The sequence below is a fragment of the Pseudonocardia parietis genome (assembly GCF_017876315.1).
GTDB lineage: Bacteria > Actinomycetota > Actinomycetes > Mycobacteriales > Pseudonocardiaceae > Pseudonocardia > Pseudonocardia parietis.
On sequence record NZ_JAGINU010000001.1, the window covers coordinates 1,254,038 to 1,270,103 of the forward strand.

Here is a 16,066-nt window from a genome sequence, read left to right on the forward strand (position 1 = left end):
GGTCTCTCTCCTCGCGAGTCGCCGTCGGTCCGTGACCCGCGTGCGGAGGAGGCGGCGGAGTGCGACGCGCGCGACCCACCACACCCTGGTGCCCTCCCGCGAGGCCCCGGAGCTGCACGCACCGGCGGTGCGCGCACCGGTGGCAGGTCTTCGGACTCACGGGCGGTGGATGACGTGCACCCGGCCTACTGGCCGTCGCTTCCCGGGAGCAGGGCTCCCAGTGCTCGTTGACGGCGGTCGTTCCCGTTCACCGCTGCGGGGCAGCCCCGGAGTCGCACCGGGTTCCCTCTTGCCTCACCGGCCCGTGCGGGACCGGTGAACCACCAGCACGTCGAACACTACATGTTGGGCCACAACACGTTCGAGACCCCTACAAAACGGGGTAGCCGCTGGTCATCCGGCTACGGCGGGCCGGGGGCGAGGCCGAACGGCGGACGGATCCAGCCGGGGGCCTCGGCCCGGAACCGCGCGGGATCGAGCCGGCCCGCGCCCTCCGGCACGGCGCCGAGCAGGGCGCCGGAGGCGCGATCGGACACAGCAGCCTGCGCGTGCTCGAGCTCGGCCCGGTTCGACCGCTCGATCTCCGAGGGCACCGCCGGCCACGCGCCGATCACCAGCCCGGCGACCGGGATCCGCCGCCGGGTCAGCGCCTCCACCGTGAGCGCGGTGTGGTTGAGCGTGCCCAGCCCACTGCGGCAGACCACGACCGCCGGTACCGACAGGGCAGCGGCGAGGTCGGCGAGCGTGCGGCCGTGCCCGTCCAGCTCGACGAGCAGTCCGCCCGCGCCCTCGACCAGGACGTGGTCGTGGCGTGCGGCGAGGTCCTCGACGGCTGCCACGTGCTCGCCGAGATCGGGCAACGTCACCTCGGCCCGTCGCGCGGCCGCGACCGGAGCCATCGGATCCGGCAGTCGGATCCCCTCCACCGCGGTCCCGACTCCGGCCAGCGTGCTGACGACGTCGATGTCGCCCCGGCCGTCCTCGGTTCCGGCCTGGGTGGGTTTGAACACCGCCACCGTGTCGCCGCGCGCGAGCAGGGCCGCGGCGAGCGCGGCCGTCACGATCGTCTTGCCGACCCCGGTGTCGGTGCCGGTCACGACCAGCACGCTCACGCCGGCACGCCCGCGAGTGCGGCGGCCTGGCGGGCGGCGTCGGCGGCCCGCTCCGGGTCGAGGGTCGCCCGCGCGACCAGCCGGAGCCGGGAGACGCCGTCGGGCACGCTCGGCGGCCGGAAACAGCCGACGACCACGCCCTCGTCGAGCAACCGGGCCGCCGCGTCCACAGCGGACCGTGGGTCCCCGACCGGCAGCGACTGCACCGCCCCCGGCGCGTGCTCGATCGCCGCCGCCTCTGCGATCACCCCGGCGACCCGGTGCAGCGCCGCCACCCGCTCCGGCTCGCGGCGGACGATCCGGCAGGCCTGCGCCGCGGCCGCGGCGGCCGCCGGGGCCAGCGCGGTGTCGAACAGGAAGGTCCGGGCGGTGTCGACCAGGTGCGCGCGCAGCGCCGCCGGGCCCAGGACCGCGCCGCCCTGCGCACCGAGCGCCTTCGACAGCGTCGCGGTGACCACGACGTGCTCGGCATCGGCGAGCCCGGCGGCGTGCACCGCGCCCCGGCCGGCGCCCGCGACCCCCACCCCGTGGGCCTCGTCGACGACGAGCAGCGCGTCGTGCTCGGCGCACAGCGCGGCGGTGCGGGCGAGGTCGGCGGCGTCGCCGAGCACCGAGTACAGCGACTCGACGACGACCACCGCGCGCGGCTGCTCCCGTTCGCGCAGTAGCCGCTCGAGCGCGGCGAGATCGGCGTGCGGACAGATCGCCACCGGGGACTTCGCCAGCCGGGCGCCGTCGACCAGCGAGGCGTGCGCGTGGGCGTCGGACACGAACAGGGTGCCGGGGTCGCCGAGCGCGGTGAGCAGGCCGAGGTTGGCGGTGTAGCCGCTGGAGAAGGCCAGGCAGGCGGGCCGGCCGGTGAGGTCGGCGAGCTCGGCCTCCAGCTCGGCGTGCCCCGCGGTGGTGCCGGTGACGACCCGCGACGCCCGCGCGCCGGTGCCGAACCGTCCGACCGCCGCGACGGCGGCCTCGCGGACCCGTGGGTCGTCGGCGAGGCCCAGGTAGTCGTTCGAGGCCAGGTCGAGCAGGCCGGGCCGGGACTGCGGGTTGCGTCGCACGTCGGCGGCCCGGACCACCCCGGCGCGGGCCCGCTCGTCCGAGGCCCGGGCGAGCCAGTCGGTCATCGCGCTCACCCGTGCACCTCCGCGATCGCGCCCGTGACGGCGTCCCCGATCGCCGCGATCTCGTCGGGCCGGGCGACGTACGGCGGCATCGTGTAGACGAGATCGCGGAACGGGCGCACCCAGACGCCGCGCTCCAGGGCTGCCCGGGTCACCGCGCCGACGTCGATCGGACCGGTCAGCGCCACCACACCGACCGCGCCGAGCACCCGGACCTCGCGCACCGCGGGCAGCTCCGCGGCCGGGGCGAGCGCCGCGGACAGCTCGCGGCCGATCTCCGCGACCCGGTCGGTGACCGCCGGGGTGAGCAGCGACAGCGAGGCGGCGGCCACCGCACACGCGAGTGGGTTCGCCATGAAGGTCGGGCCGTGCAGCAGCGCCCGCTGAGGGGAGCGGGTGACGGCCTCGGCGACCCGCCCGGTGCAGAGCACGGCGGCGAGCGTGAGGTAGCCGCCGGTCAGCGCCTTGCCCACGCACAGCACGTCCGGTTCGACGCCGGCGTGGTCGACCGCGAACCGCGCCCCGGTCCGCCCGAACCCGGTGGCGATCTCGTCGGCGATCAGCAGCACCCCGTGCCGGTCGGCGATCCGGCGCAGCGCCGTGAGGCAGCGCGGCGGGTACACGTGCATGCTGCCTGCCCCCTGCAGCACCGGTTCGACGACGATCGCCGCGACCGTGTCCGCGTGCGCCGCGACCAGCTCCTCGGCCTGCGCGATCCAGGCGTCGACCGCCGGGTCGGCCTCCGGGAGGATCTTGCCGTGATCGGTCCGCGCGGCGGGCGGACGCGGCAGGAACAACTGTTCCCCGACCAGCCCGGGGAACAGCGCGTGCATCCCGTCGACCGGGTCGCACACGCCCATCGCGCCGGTGGTGTCACCGTGGTACCCGCCGCGCAGCGCGACGAACCGGCGGCGATCGGGATGCCCGGTCGCGGCCTGGTACTGGACCGCGAGCTTCAGCGCGACCTCGACCGACACCGATCCCGAGTCGGCGAGGAACACGTGCCGCAGCGACTCCGGGGTGATCCGGACCAGCTCCTCGGCGAGCCGGACGGCGGGTTCGTGGGTCAGCCCGCCGAACATCACGTGGCTGAACCGGTCGACCTGCTCGTGGGCCGCGGCGTCGAGCACGGGGTGGCGGTAGCCGTGGATCGCGCACCACCACGAGCTCATCGCGTCGATCGCGGTGAACCGGGTGCCGTCGGCGGCCTCGAGGTCCAGCCGGGTCCCCGCCGCGTCGTGGACGGCGTAGGGCGCGGGGCCGTCGAGCGCGGCGTAGGGGTGCCAGAGCAGCCCGCGGTCGCGTTCCAACAGGCCGGTCATGCGTTGGGTGCCTGAGTCGTGCCGGCGCCGCGCAGCCGGATCGCGGTCTGCTCGGCGGTGGATCCGGCGTCGGATCCGGCCCGGGGCTCGGCGCCGAGGACGGTGAACCCGGCGTCGGCGATCATCTGCAGGTCCTGCTCCGCGGTCTGCCCCTCGCTGGTGAGGTAGTCGCCGAGGAACAGCGAGTTCACCACGTGCAGTGCCAGCGGCTGCAGCGACCGCAGGTGCTGCTCGCGCCCGCCGGCCATCCGGACCTCGGTCGCCGGGGCGACCATCCGGGCCAGTGCCAGGATCCGCAGGCAGCGCAGCGGGTCCAGCAGCCAGGTGCCGGCCAGCGGGGTGCCGTCGAACGGCATCAGGAAGTTGACCGGGATCGAGTCGCTGCCCAGCTCGCGCAGCGCGAACAGGGCGTCGACCAGCTCGTCGTCGGTCTCGCCCATACCCACGATCAGCCCGGAACACGGGGACAGGCCCGCCGCCTGCGCCTTGGCGACGGTGTCGACGCGGTCGTCGTAGGTGTGGGTCGAGCAGATGTCGGCGTAGCGCGACTCGGCGGTGTTGAGGTTGTGGTTGTAGGCGTCGACGCCCGCCTCGCGCAGCCGCTCGGCCTGGCCGTCGCGCAGCAGGCCCAGGCAGGCGCAGACCTCGACGCCGGGGTGCTCGGTGCGCAGCTCGTCGACGATCCCCGCGACCCGCTCGACGTCCCGGTCGCCGGGGCCGCGCCCGCTCGCGACCAGGCAGACCCGGGAGGCGCCGCCCTGGATCCCGGCACTCGCCTGGCGGACGGCGTCGGCGGTCGGGAGCCAGGAGTAGGTCAGGATGTCCGCGGTGGAGCCCAGGCGTTGCGAGCAGTAGCCGCAGTCCTCCGGGCACAGACCGGACCGGAGGTTCACCAGGTAGTTGACCTTGACGGTGTCGCCGAAGTGCGCACGGCGCAGCCGGCCCGCGGCCGCGACCAGGTGGAGGACCTCCTCGTCGGGGGTGGCGAGGACGTCGAGGGCTTCGCCGCGGTCGAGGGCGGCGCCGTCGAGCAGGCGGTCGGTGAGGACGTCATAAGTTTTGAACACTGTTCAAACGGTAGGCGGGCGGCGATCGTCCCGGCAAGCCCCCTGCCAGACTGGACGGGTGGGGCTGACCCGGGAGCGGATCGTCGACGCCGCGTACGCCGTGCTGGACGAGCAGGGACTGAGCGGATTGTCGATGCGCCGGGTCGCCCAGGACCTCGACGTGCGGCCCGGCGCGCTCTACTACCACGTGGCGAACAAGCAGGAGCTGCTCGCCGAGGTCGCGGCCCGGATCCTCGACGGGATGCCCGTCGCCGCGGACGCCCGCCGCGGCGCCTGCGACCTGCGCGATGCGCTGCGCCGGGTCCGCGACGGCGCGGAGGTGGTCTCGTTCGTGCTGGCCTTCCGGCCGGAGGGGCTGGCGCCGAGCCGGGCCTTCCCGGGACTGTTCGCCGACCGGCTCCCGGCGCGGGAGGCGCGGTGGGCGGCCCGCACGCTGGTGCACTACGTCCTCGGCGCGGTCGCCGAGGAGCAGAACCGGACGGAGCTCGTCCGCACCGGGATCGTGGCCGACGAGCCGGGCCGCGCCGACGAGGCCGACGAGGCATTCGGCTTCGGGCTCGACGCCGTGCTGCACGGGCTGGGCCGGGGCTGACTTCGTCGCGCGCGGTGCCCGCGACGGTGCGACGCTCGGACCCCGGTGACCGTCACCGACCCGAGGGAGAACCATGAGCCACCACGTACTCGAGGCCGCGGGCGTCACCACGCCGGCGGCCCTCGTCGAGAAGCTGCACGACGCCGAGCGGGCGAGCACCGCGTGCGCATCGGCGATGGCCGCGACCGGTCAGATGGAGCGCGAGGTGCTCCTCGCGCTGGACTGCGCGGACCTGTGTGCCGCGGCCGCCCGGGTACTGGGGCGTCGCACGGCGGACACCTCGGTGGCCAAGGCCGCCGCGGCGGCCGCGCTGCGTGCCTGCGAGGCCAGCTCGGCCGCCTGCGGGGCGCACGCCGACCACCACGAGCACTGCCGGGCCCACGCCGAGGTCACCCGGGAAACCGCGGGCCTGCTGCGCAAGCACGGGCCCTGAGGGACCTTCGTCACCACCCGGACGGCGTCCGGCACTGGGCCGCACCGCGCTCGTACGCGATGCTGGGCCGGATGCCGTGCGCGGCGGCCGGGATGCGAGACGGAGGGGGCAGGACATGGAGGAGGCCGGGGGAGCGGCGGTCGTCGCCGGGGTGGACGGCTCCGGGTCCGCCACCGAGGCGGTGCGCTGGGCGGCCCGCGAGGCGGGACGGCGAGGTGCCCCGCTGCGCCTGGTCGGCGTGCTGGACTGGTCGGCGTTCCGGCCCATGGCGGGCCTGGCCGATCTCGAACACCGTGACCGCGAACGGTTGCGGGAGCACGTCGAGGACTACCTGAAGCTCGCCGCGGACGAGGCGCACGCCATCGCCCCCGAGGTGACGGTCTCGCACGTCGTCCGGACCGGATCGGTGCCGGAGGCGCTGCTGGCCGAGGCGGAGACCGGGCAGCTCCTGGTGGTCGGCAGCCGGGGCCGCGGCGGGTTCGCCGGACTGGTGGCCGGGTCGACCTCGCGGGCGGTCTGCGCGCTCGCGACCTGCCCGGTGGTCGTCGTGCGCGGTGAGGGTGAGCACGACGGCCGGGTGGTGGCCGCCTACGACGGCTCGCCCGCCGCGGCGACCGTGCTGGCGTTCGCCGTCGACGCGGCGGCGAGCCGGGGCGCGACGCTGCACGTGGTGCGGGCCTGGACCCACGACACCGCGGAGCCGTGGATCATGGACCTGGTTCCGTGGGACAAGGTCGAGGCCGAGGTCGAGGCCGAGCTGGAGAGGGCGGTCGCGCCGTGGCGGGACCGCAGGCCGGAGTTGCGGATCGAGACCGAGCTGGTGCACGCCCACCCGATCCCGACGCTGGTCAAGGTGGCGCGCGGCGCCCGGCTGGTCGTCGTGGGATCCCGCGGTCGCCGGGCACTCGCCGGGCTGCTCCTCGGGTCGGTCAGCCAGTCGGTGCTGCACAGGGTCGAGTGCCCGGTGGCCGTCCTACCCGGACGCGGGGCCGAGGCGGTCCACTGAGCGGAGCTTGCGGAGCGAGTATCGGCACTGAGCTGAGCGGAGCTTGCGGAGCGGATCTCGGGTTCAGCCCCACCGGACCCGGTGGAAGCGGGCCCAGGTGCCGGTGTCCGGGCGGGCGGGTTCCACCCCGGTCAGGTCGGCGGAGATCCCGATGTGTTCGTCGCCGACGGACCACGCGGTGGCGGTGTCGCGCAGCAGCAGCTGGGCCCGGTGCAGGGCGTCGTCGCGGACCCGCTCGTCCGGGGTGCGGGCGGCCGTCGCGAGCAGCGGCGCGAGATCGGCCGGTCGTGGGAACGCGGCACCGGTCACCGCCGGCTCGGACGCGTCCGCGCGGGCGAGCGCGGCCGCCCGCAGGTGGAGCGGGATCGGGTGCGCGGGGACCCGGCGGAACCGGAGCCCGGGCGACGGGTCGGCGTCGGGGGCGTCCGGCTCGCGCGGCTCGACGCGCAGCCCGATCGCCTCGAGCTGCTCGGTGAGGACCGTGGCGGCGGGCCGGGACAGCGGGTCGAACGGGTCGAACTGCAGCGGCACCGCCGTGCTGCCCGCGCCGGCCGCGACGACCAGCTCGCGGGCCCGGCCGACGTCGCGCACGACCGGCGGCACGTCCGCGGGATGGTGGGCGAGGCCGGGGCCGAACAGGTCGTCGCCGGGCTCGCCCAGGTCCAGCAGGACCGTGCGGACCAGCTCGTCCCGGTCGATGCCGAGCCGGACGGCCTCGAGTAGCCGTGGGTCGGCGAGGACGTCACCGTCGGGTGCCGCGCCGGTGGGCTCCAGGAAGCGGGTCGCCGAACCGGGCGCGGACACGACCGTCGTCCCGGCCCGGCCGAGGAGCCGCCGGACGCTGTGCGGGAACAGGTCGTGGGCGTAGGCGACGTGCCCGTCGAGCAGTGACTGGTAGCGGTTCTCCTCGTCGTCGTCGACCAGGAACTCCAGCTCGCGCGACGGCGCCGCGCCGAGCCAGTGCGCGTCGTGCCGGGTCAGGACGGCCGGGTCGTCGCCCGTGGTGAGGAACGCGCCGGTGCCGATCGGGGCGTCGCCGCGGCCGTCGCGCACGATCCCGGTCCCCGGCGCGCCCAGGACCAGCGGGAACAGGAAGTCCGGGGTGGTGAGGACGATCTCCAGCTCGGTCGCCGAGATCGCCCGGCTGGCGGTGAGGTCCACGTGGGTCAGCAGCGGGGCGGCGGTCGCGCCGGTCGCCGGGGCGAGGATCCGGCGCCACGACGCCAGCACGTCCGCCGAGGTGAGCGGTCGCCCGTCGTGTGCGATCGCCTCCCGCAGCCGGATCCGCCACCGGGTGCCGGTCCGGTCCGGCCCCACCGACGCGGCCAGGTGCGGCTCCGGGCGCATGTCCTGGCCCCACCCGAGGAGCGTGTCCGCGACGGCCGCGGCACGGGCCCGGTCGACCGGCCGCCCGACGACGTGCGGGTCCGGCGTCCCGAGCGGCCCGGTCCCGGCGAACGCGACCGTCAACCGGGGCGTCGCGGCGTCGGCGGGTGCCCCGCACGCGGCCAGCGCGGGGATCCCGGCCAGCGCGGCGGCCGCACCGGTGGCGCGCAGGAAGGAGCGTCGGCTCAGGGGCACGGCACCAGGGGGGCTCGAGGGCACGGCACCAGAGTGCCGAACGCGTCCGCGGCTAGGGTCCCCGGGATGGACCTCCTGGCGATCTCCGGCAGCCCGTCCACCCCGTCGAAGACGGCCCTGCTCCTCGAGGTCGCGGTGCGCCGCGCCGCGGAGCACGAGGGTGTGGACGCCGGCCTGCTGAACCTGCGCGACCACGACGTCGTGTTCTCCGACGGCCGCGACCCCGGCGGCTACACCGGCGACACGCGGACGGTGATCGACCGGGTCGTCGCCGCGGACGCCCTGATCGTCGGCACCCCGATGTACCGGGGCGGCTACACCGGGCGGTTGAAGAACCTGTTCGACGTGCTGCCCAACGACGCACTCGCCGGCAAGCCGGTCGGGCTGGTCGCCTCCGGCGGCACCGACCACCACTACCTCGCGATCGAGCACGAGCTCAAGCCGCTCGTCGGGTTCTTCCGCGCCTGGGCGGCCCCCGGCGCGGTGTACGCGAACAACACGCACTTCGAGGACGGCGAGCTGACCGATGACGGCGTCCGCGACCGGCTGGCCGAGCTGGTGGACACGGTCGTGACGTTCGCCCGCCGGATGCCCCGCGGCGCCGCGGGGGCCGCCGGGCCGGAGATCCCCCGGCGGTCCCTGCGCGAGAGCTGAGCGGGGCTCAGCCCGGCCCGGTCGCCTCGAACCGGGTACCGGGCCGCCCCTCCGGACGGGCTGCTAACGCGAACGAGTCGCCGTCACCGGAGCAGCTCGGCGACCCGGGAGACCACCGGGTCGAGGTCGGCCCCGGCGCCGGCCTCGGTCAGGAACGCGACGATCATCGAGGGTGCCCAGAACCTGCGCAGATGTGCCGCGATCGTCTGCGCGGCCTGCTCCGGCGGCTCGCTCGCGAACTGCCGGGAGATCTCGTGCGCCATCCGTACCTCGGGGGTGACGGTGGCCGATTCGGATGCTCCGGACACCGCTACTCACCCGCTCCCATACCGACCGAGGCGAGCTCGGACCGCGCGGTGCCGGCCCGGATCGCCGGCGCGACCTGCACGGCCGTGACCTTGTACTCCGGGCAGTTCGTCGCCCAGTCGGAGTTCTCCGTGGTGACGACGTTGGCCCCGGACTCGGGATGGTGGAACGTGGTGTAGACGACGCCGACCGGCATCCGGTCCGAGATCTGTGCGTGCAGCCGGGTCGTCCCGACCCGGGACGCGACCTCGACCAGCGCTCCGTCGGTGATCCCGCGGTCCTCCGCGTCGTGCGGATGGATCTCCAGGACGTCCTCGGAGTGCCAGGACGAGTTCGCCGTCCGCCGCGTCTGGGCGCCGACGTTGTACTGGCTGAGGATGCGGCCCGTGGTCAGGATCAGCGGGTAGCGGCGGGTGCTGCGTTCCAGGGTCGGGACGTAGGTCGTCTTCATGAGCCGGCCCTTGCCCCGCACGAAGCCGTCGACGTGCATGGTCGGTGTCCCCAGCGGAGCGGCGTCGTTGCAGGGCCACTGCACGGACCCGACCTCGTCGAGATGGGCGAAGCTGACGCCGGCGAAGGTCGGCGTCGTCGCGGCGATCTCGTCCATGATGTCGGCCGACCGGTCCCAGTTCATGTCGAAGCCCATCAGCGCGGCGATCTCGGCGACCACCTGCCACTCGTGCTTGCCGGTCTTCGGCGGCATGGTCGGGCGCACCCGGTTGATCCGCCGCTCGGCGTTGGTGAAGGTGCCGTCCTTCTCCAGGAACGACGTGCCGGGCAGGAAGATGTGCGCGAAGCGTGCGGTCTCGTTGAGGAACAGGTCCTGCACGACCAGGCAGTCCAGCGACGTCAGCGCGGCTTCCACGTGGTGGGTGTTGGGGTCGGATTGGGCGATGTCCTCGCCCTGCACGAACAGCCCGCGGAAGGTCCCGTCGATCGCCGCGTCGAACATGTTGGGGATGCGCAGGCCCGGGTCGGGATCGAGCGTCGTGCCCCACAGGGCCTCGTAGATGTCGCGCACGGACTCGGTGCCGATGTGCCGGTAGCCGGGCAGCTCGTGCGGGAACGAGCCCATGTCGCACGAGCCCTGCACGTTGTTCTGGCCGCGCAGCGGGTTGACCCCCACGCCCTCGCGGCCGATGTTGCCGGTGAGCATCGCCAGGTTGGCCAGGCCCATCACCATCGTCGAGCCCTGCGAGTGCTCGGTGACACCCAGCCCGTAGTAGATCGCGCCGTTGCCGCCGGTGGCGAACAGTCGTGCCGCCGCACGGATCTCGCCGGCGTCGACGCCGATGACCTCCTCCAGCGCCTCGGGCGCGTTCTCCGGCGCGGAGATGAACTCGAGGTACTCCGGCAGCCCCTCGCAGCGTGCGTCGAGGAACTCCTGGTCGACCAGGTTCTCGGTGACCACGGTGTGTGCCATCGCGTTGATCAGCGCGACGTTGGTGCCGGGCTGCAGGGCCAGGTGGTGCTCGGCCGCGACGTGCGGTGACCGCACCAGGTCGATGCGCCGCGGGTCGGCCACGATCAGCTTCGCCCCGGCGCGCAACCGCTGCTTCATCCGCGACCCGAAGACCGGGTGCGCGTCGGTCGGGTTGGCGCCGATCACCAGGATCACGTCGCTGTGCTCCACCGACGCGAAGGTCTGGGTGCCGGCCGAGGCGCCGAAGGTCTGGTTCAGCCCGTAGCCGGTCGGTGAGTGACAGACCCGCGCGCAGGTGTCGACGTTGTTGTTGCCGAAGGCGCCGCGGACCATCTTCTGGACCGCGTACACCTCCTCGTTCGTCGTCCGCGAGGAGGTGATGCCCCCGATCGCACGCGGACCGTGGTCCGACCGGAGCGCGGAGAACCGCCGGGCGACCTCGGTGATCGCCTCCTCCCAGCTGACCGTGCGCCATTCGTCGTCGATGGAGTCGCGCATCATCGGCGACAGCTGCCGGTCGGGGTGGTCGGCGTAGCCGAACGCGAACCGGCCCTTGACGCAGCTGTGGCCCTCGTTGGCGCCGCCGTCCTTGTACGGCACCATCCGGACGAGCTGGTCCCCGCGCAGCTCGGCCTTGAACGAGCAACCGACGCCGCAGTACGCACACGTCGTCAGCACGGTGCGGTTGGGCATGCCGAGGTCGACGACGGTCTTCTCCTGCAGCGTGGACGTCGGGCACGCCTGGACACACGCACCGCACGAGACGCACTCGCTGGACATGAAGTCGGCCGAGCCACCGGGCACGACCTTGCTGTCGAACCCGCGGCCCTCGATGGTCAGCGCGAACGTCCCCTGCACCTCGTCGCAGGCGCGGACACACCGCGAGCAGGAGATGCACTTGCTGGGGTCGAAGTCGAAGTACGGGTTGGAGGTGTCCTTCTCCTCCTTCAGATGGTTCTTGCCCTCGTGGCCGTAGCGGACCTCGCGCAGCCCCACGACACCGGCCATGTCCTGCAGCTCGCAGTCGCCGTTGGCCGGACACGTCAGGCAGTCCAGCGGATGGTCGGAGATGTAGAGCTCCATGACGCCGCGGCGGATGTCCTCGAGCTCGGGGGTCTGGGTGGCGACCTTCATGCCGTCCGCGCAGGGGGTCGTGCAGCTCGCCGGGGTGCCGCGCGCTCCCTCGATGTCGACCACGCACAGCCGGCAGGAGCCGAACGGTTCGAGGTTGTCCGACGCACACAGCTTGGGGATCACGATCCCCGCCTCGGCGGCCGCACGCAGCACCGAGGTCCCGGCGGGCACCTCGACGGCGTGACCGTCGACCTCGACGGTGACCGTGGTGTCCGACGTGCGGGCCGGGGTTCCGAAGTCGGGTTCCTTCAGCAGACTCATCGCTGCACCTTTCCGGTCATCATCGCGGCGTTGCGCTCGGCCGTCTCTGCGGCGAACCGGTCCGGGACCGGTAGGCCGTCGGTGTCGGCCGGTGGCCGGTCGAAGTCCTCGGGGAAGTGCTGCATCGCGCTCTGCACCGGCATCGGTGTCAGCCCGCCCATGGCACACAGCGAACCCTTGGTCATGGTGGTGCACAGGTCGTCGAGCACCAGGAGGTTCTTCTCGCGGTCGACCCCACCGATGATCTTGTCGATCGTCTCCACCCCGCGCACCGAGCCGATCCGGCAGGGCGTGCACTTGCCGCACGACTCCACCGCGCAGAACTCCATCGCGAACCGCGCCTGGCGGGCCATGTCGACGGTCTCGTCGAACACCACGACCCCGCCGTGCCCGACCATCGCGTCCGCGGCCGCGAACGCCTCGTAGTCCATCGGCAGGTCGAACCGCTGCGCCGGCAGGTAGGCACCGAGCGGGCCGCCGACCTGGACCGCGCGCACCGGACGACCCGACGCGCTGCCCCCGCCGTATCCCTCGACCAGCTCGCCCAGCGTGATGCCGAACGCGGTCTCGACGATCCCGCCCCGGCTGATGTTGCCCGCGAGCTGGAAGACCTGGGTGCCGCGCGACCGCCCGACCCCGAGGTCCTGGTACGCCGCCGGGCCCTCGGCCAGGATCATCGGCACGGTCCCCAGGGTCAGGACGTTGTTGACCACGGTGGGCCGGCCGAACAGCCCCGCGAGGGCGGGGATCGGCGGCTTGGCCCGCACGAGACCGCGCTTGCCCTCGAGGCTCTCCAGCATCGAGGTCTCCTCGCCGCAGATGTAGGCGCCCGCGCCCACCCGGACGAACAGGTCGAAGCTCAGCCCGCTGCCGAGGATGTCCGCCCCGAGGTAACCGCGCGCGTAGGCGATGTCGATGGCCCGCCGCATCGTCCGGACGGCGTCGGGGTACTCCGAGCGTAGGTAGATGTAGCCCTCGGTCGCGCCCACCGCGTACGCGGCGATGGTCATCCCCTCGACCAGGGCGAGTGGGTCGCCCTCCATCAACATCCGGTCGGCGAACGTGCCCGAGTCGCCCTCGTCGGCGTTCGCGCAGACGAACTTGAGGTCGCTCTCGGCGTCGTGCACGGTCTTCCACTTGATGCCGGCCGGGAACCCGGCGCCCCCGCGCCCGCGCAGCCCCGACTCGGTGACGGCGCCGACGACGGCCTCGGGCGTCATCGTCAGGGCCCGCTCCAGGCCGGCGAAACCGCCGTGTGCGAGGTAGTCCTCCACGTTGAGCGGATCGGTCACCCCGACCCGCCGGAACGTCACCCGGGTCTGCGACGCCAGCCAGTCGATGTCGTCGGTCCGGCCGTGGCAGCCCGCGGTGGGCGCCCCGTCCAGCAACCCGGCCTCCACCAGCGCCGGCACGTCCCCCGGCTGCACCGGGCCGTACGCGACCCGCCCGGCGTCGGTCTCGATCTCGACCAGCGGCTCGAGCCACAGCATGCCGCGCGAGCCGTTGCGCACCAGGTGGATCTCCCGCCCGGCCGCTGCAGCAGCCGTGACCAGCTCGTCGGCGACGGCGTCGGCACCCACGGACCGCGCCGCGGAGTCTGCGGGCACGTAGACCCGGGTCACGCGGTTCACCGGTGCGCTCCCGCGACAACACGGGCCCCGTCGGCACGGGCCCCGTCGGCACGGGCCCCGTCGGCACCGGCGCCATCGGGGCGGGAGGCCCCGACGAGGGCGTCGAACCTGTCCGGGCTCACCCGGCCGTGGAGCCTGCCGTCGACGCAGACCGCCGGACCGAGCGCGCAGTTGCCGAAGCAGAAGATCTGCTCCAGCTCGACCGTGCCGTCCGCGCTGTGGGTGTCGACACCCACGCCGAGTGTCATCGTGGCGTGGTCGACCAGCGCCTCGGCGCCCACCGCCTGGCAGGCCTCACCGCGGCAGATCTGCACGACGCGGTCCGCGGCGGGTTCTCGCCGGAAGTCCTTGTAGAACGTGGCCACACCGTGCACGTCGGCCTCGGAGAGGTTGAGGACCTCGGCGATCACCGTGGTGTCCTCGTGCGTGAGGTACCCGACCTCGTCGACGACGCGATGCAGGATCGGCATCAACGCCCCCCGTTCGCGCTTCAGGCTCGCGGCGATCTCCCGCACGACGGTGGAGCGTTCGGCTTCATGGGTCGATCCAGGCATGGATACAGTATGCTGTCTACGGACAGATGCGGCAATCATCACGATCGGAATTGGTGCCGGTGGGGGAACCGCGGAAGAGTCCGGGGCCGGATGCCCGGTGACGCCGCGGGCGCCACCGGATCGGAGGGTCCCTGCGGGAGAGCTGAGCGGCGGGCTCAGCCCGGCCCGGTCGCCTCGAACCGGGTACCGGCCGCCGTGAAGCCGGCTCGCAGGTACCAGTCCCGCGGCCAGTCGGCGACGTCAGCGCCCAGCGCCACGAGATCGCACCCGTGCTCCGCCGCGAGCTCCCGGGCGCGGGCCAGCAGCGCCCGGCCGTGCCCCCGGCCGCGGTGTGCGGGCGCGGTCTCCATGCCGTCGATCCAGGCGGTCGCGCCGTCCCGCTTGAGTGTCGCCGTGCCGACCACGGCGGCGCCGTCGAGTACGGCGAGATGATGGATCGCGACCACCCGGGCGTCGCCTGCCTCCCGGTCCACCAGCTGGGCGATCTCCTCGGGTGTGGCACCGGGCAGGGTCGCCGCCCAGCTCGCCGCCCGGACCGGCCGGACGACGTCGAGCTCCACCTCGGACACCCGGTCCGCGATGCCGCCGGCGACCGGGCCCGCCGGTGCGGTCAGGTCGTCGAACTGCTGGATCCGCCAGCCGGCGGTGGCCAGCGCGACCGCGAGCTCGTCGGCGCCGAGACCGGACAGCTGGGCCACCGGGTGCAGGCCGTGCGCGGTGAGTGCGCGGTCCGCCTCGGCGGCCACGGTGTCGGCTCCGGTCAGGTGTGGCCGGTCGATCAGCAGCAGGTTGTGCATCCGCGACGCCGGGTACGCGCTCGTCCGGACGGCGACGCCGCCGGTCACCGGCTCCTCCGCGTCGGCCGCGCGGCGCACCAGCGACGGTTCCCAGTGCGCCGCGCGGAACGACGCATCCGGCACCGGGACCTCGGGTGCGGTGAACCCGTCGGGGCCCGGGCGGTAGGGCAGCACGGCGAGTACCGCCGCCGCCGGTACCGCGCCGTAGGCGTGCGGGAACCGCATGGACTCCGGGTCGCCCGGGACGCCCGGCTCCCAGCGCACCTCGACGCCGGCCTTCGCGACGGCGTCCGGATCCACGACCAGCAGGACGAGGTCGGTCCGGCCGGCGAACAACCGTTGCGCGGGGAGCGCGACCTGTTCCGGCGTGGACAGGTGCACGAACCCGACCTCGTCCAGCGAGGGGGGCGCGACAGCTCCGACCTGCAGGAACGACCGCCACTCGACGGGTGTGCACAGGTGGAGCAGGATGTTCTCGACGCTCATGGGGCCAGCATGCACGCCCATCCGAACGGACGGGCGTGCGCCGAGGCTCTTGATTCCGGCACCGGGTGCCAATAGCGTCGAATCCGCTGCCACCGCCGGCCGGCGGGGCGGCTCGCCGACTCTCCCGCCGAGAGTCGACCGTTGCGGAGGTAGCCCATGGACGAGAACCAGAACTCCGAGGCCCTGGTCGAGGAGACCCTGGTCGAAGAGGTCTCCATCGACGGCATGTGCGGTGTCTACTAAGCCGCTCGACACCGCGGTGCCCACCGCGAGCCCGGACGGAGCCGCGGGGTCGTTCGATCCCGCGGCCCCGTACCGCGTCAGCGAGAGCGTCTCGCTGCGTCCGGAGCCGTTCGGCGCCCTGGTGTACGACTTCACGACCCGCAAGCTGTCGTTTCTCAAGACCCCCGAGCTGGTCGAGGTCGTCAAGGGCCTCGAGCACCATCCGGACGCCCGGTGCGCGGTCGAGGCCGCCGGCGTCCCCGCGGCGCAGCACGAGGCCTATCTGAGGGCTCTCGCCGGGCTGTTGCGCTCCGGCACGATCGTCGCCCGATAAGACCCCTGCCGACCACCACCACAGTGAGGT

General features: G+C 73.9%; 16 protein-coding genes and 1 riboswitch. Of the genes, 6 read left to right on the forward strand and 10 right to left on the reverse strand.

All coding sequences use genetic code 11. The features are described 5' to 3' along the window. Nucleotides 1–124: 124 nt before the first annotated feature. Nucleotides 125–340, reverse strand: a riboswitch (cobalamin riboswitch). A 61-nt stretch (nucleotides 341–401) separates the two neighbouring features. From bioD to bioB, 4 genes are read right to left on the reverse strand one after another with little or no spacing between them, the layout of a single operon-like run. After that, nucleotides 402–1,097 (reverse strand): dethiobiotin synthase, encoded by a 696-nt coding sequence (gene bioD / locus JOF36_RS06025; protein ID WP_210025422.1) that lies wholly within the window; start codon nucleotides 1,095–1,097, stop codon nucleotides 402–404. Between the two features lie 11 nt (nucleotides 1,098–1,108). Continuing rightward, on the reverse strand, nucleotides 1,109–2,236 hold the full coding sequence (locus JOF36_RS06030; protein WP_245351451.1) for an 8-amino-7-oxononanoate synthase: 1,128 nt from the start codon (nucleotides 2,234–2,236) through the stop codon (nucleotides 1,109–1,111). 5 nt (nucleotides 2,237–2,241) lie between these two features. Continuing rightward, the gene (bioA, locus tag JOF36_RS06035; RefSeq protein WP_210025424.1) at nucleotides 2,242–3,555 is read right to left on the reverse strand and encodes an adenosylmethionine--8-amino-7-oxononanoate transaminase; all 1,314 of its coding nucleotides are present in this window, start codon (nucleotides 3,553–3,555) and stop codon (nucleotides 2,242–2,244) included. Then, a complete protein-coding gene (bioB, locus tag JOF36_RS06040) occupies nucleotides 3,552–4,622 on the reverse strand; it encodes a biotin synthase BioB (RefSeq protein ID WP_210025425.1) in 1,071 nt (356 codons plus the stop codon). Before bioB ends, bioA begins: the two co-directional genes overlap by 4 nt. A 58-nt stretch (nucleotides 4,623–4,680) precedes the next feature. On the opposite strand from bioB, the gene JOF36_RS06045 reads away from it, so the two are divergent. The 3 genes from JOF36_RS06045 (at nucleotide 4,681) to JOF36_RS06055 (ending at nucleotide 6,653) form a co-directional block, all read left to right on the forward strand. Further along, nucleotides 4,681–5,214, forward strand: coding sequence for a TetR family transcriptional regulator (locus tag JOF36_RS06045; protein ID WP_210025426.1), 534 nt, complete (start codon nucleotides 4,681–4,683; stop codon nucleotides 5,212–5,214). Between the two features lie 73 nt (nucleotides 5,215–5,287). Beyond that, entirely contained in the window at nucleotides 5,288–5,647 is a 360-nt protein-coding gene (locus JOF36_RS06050; RefSeq protein ID WP_210025427.1) for a four-helix bundle copper-binding protein, read from the forward strand. Nucleotides 5,648–5,762: 115 nt separating this feature from the next. Next, nucleotides 5,763–6,653, forward strand: a complete 891-nt coding sequence (locus tag JOF36_RS06055; RefSeq protein WP_210025428.1) for a universal stress protein — start codon at nucleotides 5,763–5,765, stop codon at nucleotides 6,651–6,653. Between the two features lie 63 nt (nucleotides 6,654–6,716). Here JOF36_RS06055 and JOF36_RS06060 read toward each other — a convergent pair whose 3' ends face one another. After that, nucleotides 6,717–8,234: an ABC transporter substrate-binding protein gene (locus JOF36_RS06060; RefSeq protein ID WP_210025429.1), complete on the reverse strand. Its 1,518-nt coding sequence runs from the start codon at nucleotides 8,232–8,234 to the stop codon at nucleotides 6,717–6,719. A gap of 66 nt (nucleotides 8,235–8,300) precedes the next feature. Here JOF36_RS06060 and JOF36_RS06065 point away from each other — a divergent pair, with 66 nt between their 5' ends. Beyond that, the gene (locus JOF36_RS06065; protein WP_210025430.1) at nucleotides 8,301–8,888 is read left to right on the forward strand and encodes an NADPH-dependent FMN reductase; all 588 of its coding nucleotides are present in this window, start codon (nucleotides 8,301–8,303) and stop codon (nucleotides 8,886–8,888) included. An 83-nt stretch (nucleotides 8,889–8,971) separates the two neighbouring features. On the opposite strand, the gene JOF36_RS06070 is transcribed toward JOF36_RS06065, so the two are convergent. The 5 genes from JOF36_RS06070 to JOF36_RS41340 all read right to left on the reverse strand — a co-directional run bounded on the left by JOF36_RS06070 (nucleotide 8,972) and on the right by JOF36_RS41340 (nucleotide 15,480). Then, on the reverse strand, nucleotides 8,972–9,196 hold the full coding sequence (locus tag JOF36_RS06070) for a formate dehydrogenase subunit delta (protein WP_210025431.1): 225 nt from the start codon (nucleotides 9,194–9,196) through the stop codon (nucleotides 8,972–8,974). A 2-nt stretch (nucleotides 9,197–9,198) separates the two neighbouring features. Further along, complete coding sequence (gene fdhF / locus JOF36_RS06075) at nucleotides 9,199–12,012, reverse strand: formate dehydrogenase subunit alpha (protein WP_210025432.1); 2,814 nt, start codon at nucleotides 12,010–12,012, stop codon at nucleotides 9,199–9,201. Further along, nucleotides 12,009–13,643: a formate dehydrogenase beta subunit gene (locus JOF36_RS06080; protein ID WP_307862238.1), complete on the reverse strand. Its 1,635-nt coding sequence runs from the start codon at nucleotides 13,641–13,643 to the stop codon at nucleotides 12,009–12,011. Before JOF36_RS06080 ends, fdhF begins: the two co-directional genes overlap by 4 nt. Then, the gene (locus JOF36_RS06085; protein ID WP_210025433.1) at nucleotides 13,640–14,197 is read right to left on the reverse strand and encodes an NADH-quinone oxidoreductase subunit NuoE family protein; all 558 of its coding nucleotides are present in this window, start codon (nucleotides 14,195–14,197) and stop codon (nucleotides 13,640–13,642) included. Before JOF36_RS06085 ends, JOF36_RS06080 begins: the two co-directional genes overlap by 4 nt. Nucleotides 14,198–14,352: 155 nt before the next feature. After that, nucleotides 14,353–15,480 (reverse strand): GNAT family N-acetyltransferase, encoded by a 1,128-nt coding sequence (locus JOF36_RS41340; RefSeq protein WP_210025434.1) that lies wholly within the window; start codon nucleotides 15,478–15,480, stop codon nucleotides 14,353–14,355. Nucleotides 15,481–15,636: 156 nt separating this feature from the next. Here JOF36_RS41340 and mftA point away from each other — a divergent pair, with 156 nt between their 5' ends. Beyond that, nucleotides 15,637–15,723, forward strand: coding sequence for a mycofactocin precursor MftA (gene mftA / locus JOF36_RS06095; RefSeq protein WP_210035193.1), 87 nt, complete (start codon nucleotides 15,637–15,639; stop codon nucleotides 15,721–15,723). Beyond that, nucleotides 15,713–16,036 carry a mycofactocin biosynthesis chaperone MftB gene (gene mftB, locus JOF36_RS06100; protein WP_210025435.1) on the forward strand — a complete coding sequence of 108 codons (324 nt, stop codon included), beginning with the start codon at nucleotides 15,713–15,715 and terminating at the stop codon, nucleotides 16,034–16,036. The genes mftA and mftB overlap by 11 nt, the downstream gene beginning before the upstream one ends. Nucleotides 16,037–16,066: the final 30 nt, after the last annotated feature.

Excerpts from the sequence above, each read along its gene's own strand:
- JOF36_RS06030 (WP_245351451.1), bottom strand. The coding sequence starts at position 2,236 with ATGACCGACTGGCTCGCCCGGGCCTCGGACGAGCGGGCCCGCGCCGGG.
- bioA (WP_210025424.1), bottom strand. The coding sequence starts at position 3,555 with ATGACCGGCCTGTTGGAACGCGACCGCGGGCTGCTCTGGCACCCCTAC.
- JOF36_RS06050 (WP_210025427.1), top strand. The coding sequence starts at position 5,288 with ATGAGCCACCACGTACTCGAGGCCGCGGGCGTCACCACGCCGGCGGCC.
- JOF36_RS06055 (WP_210025428.1), top strand. The coding sequence starts at position 5,763 with ATGGAGGAGGCCGGGGGAGCGGCGGTCGTCGCCGGGGTGGACGGCTCC.
- JOF36_RS06065 (WP_210025430.1), top strand. The coding sequence starts at position 8,301 with ATGGACCTCCTGGCGATCTCCGGCAGCCCGTCCACCCCGTCGAAGACG.
- fdhF (WP_210025432.1), bottom strand. The coding sequence starts at position 12,012 with ATGAGTCTGCTGAAGGAACCCGACTTCGGAACCCCGGCCCGCACGTCG.
- JOF36_RS06085 (WP_210025433.1), bottom strand. The coding sequence starts at position 14,197 with ATGCCTGGATCGACCCATGAAGCCGAACGCTCCACCGTCGTGCGGGAG.
- JOF36_RS41340 (WP_210025434.1), bottom strand. The coding sequence starts at position 15,480 with ATGAGCGTCGAGAACATCCTGCTCCACCTGTGCACACCCGTCGAGTGG.
- mftA (WP_210035193.1), top strand. The coding sequence starts at position 15,637 with ATGGACGAGAACCAGAACTCCGAGGCCCTGGTCGAGGAGACCCTGGTC.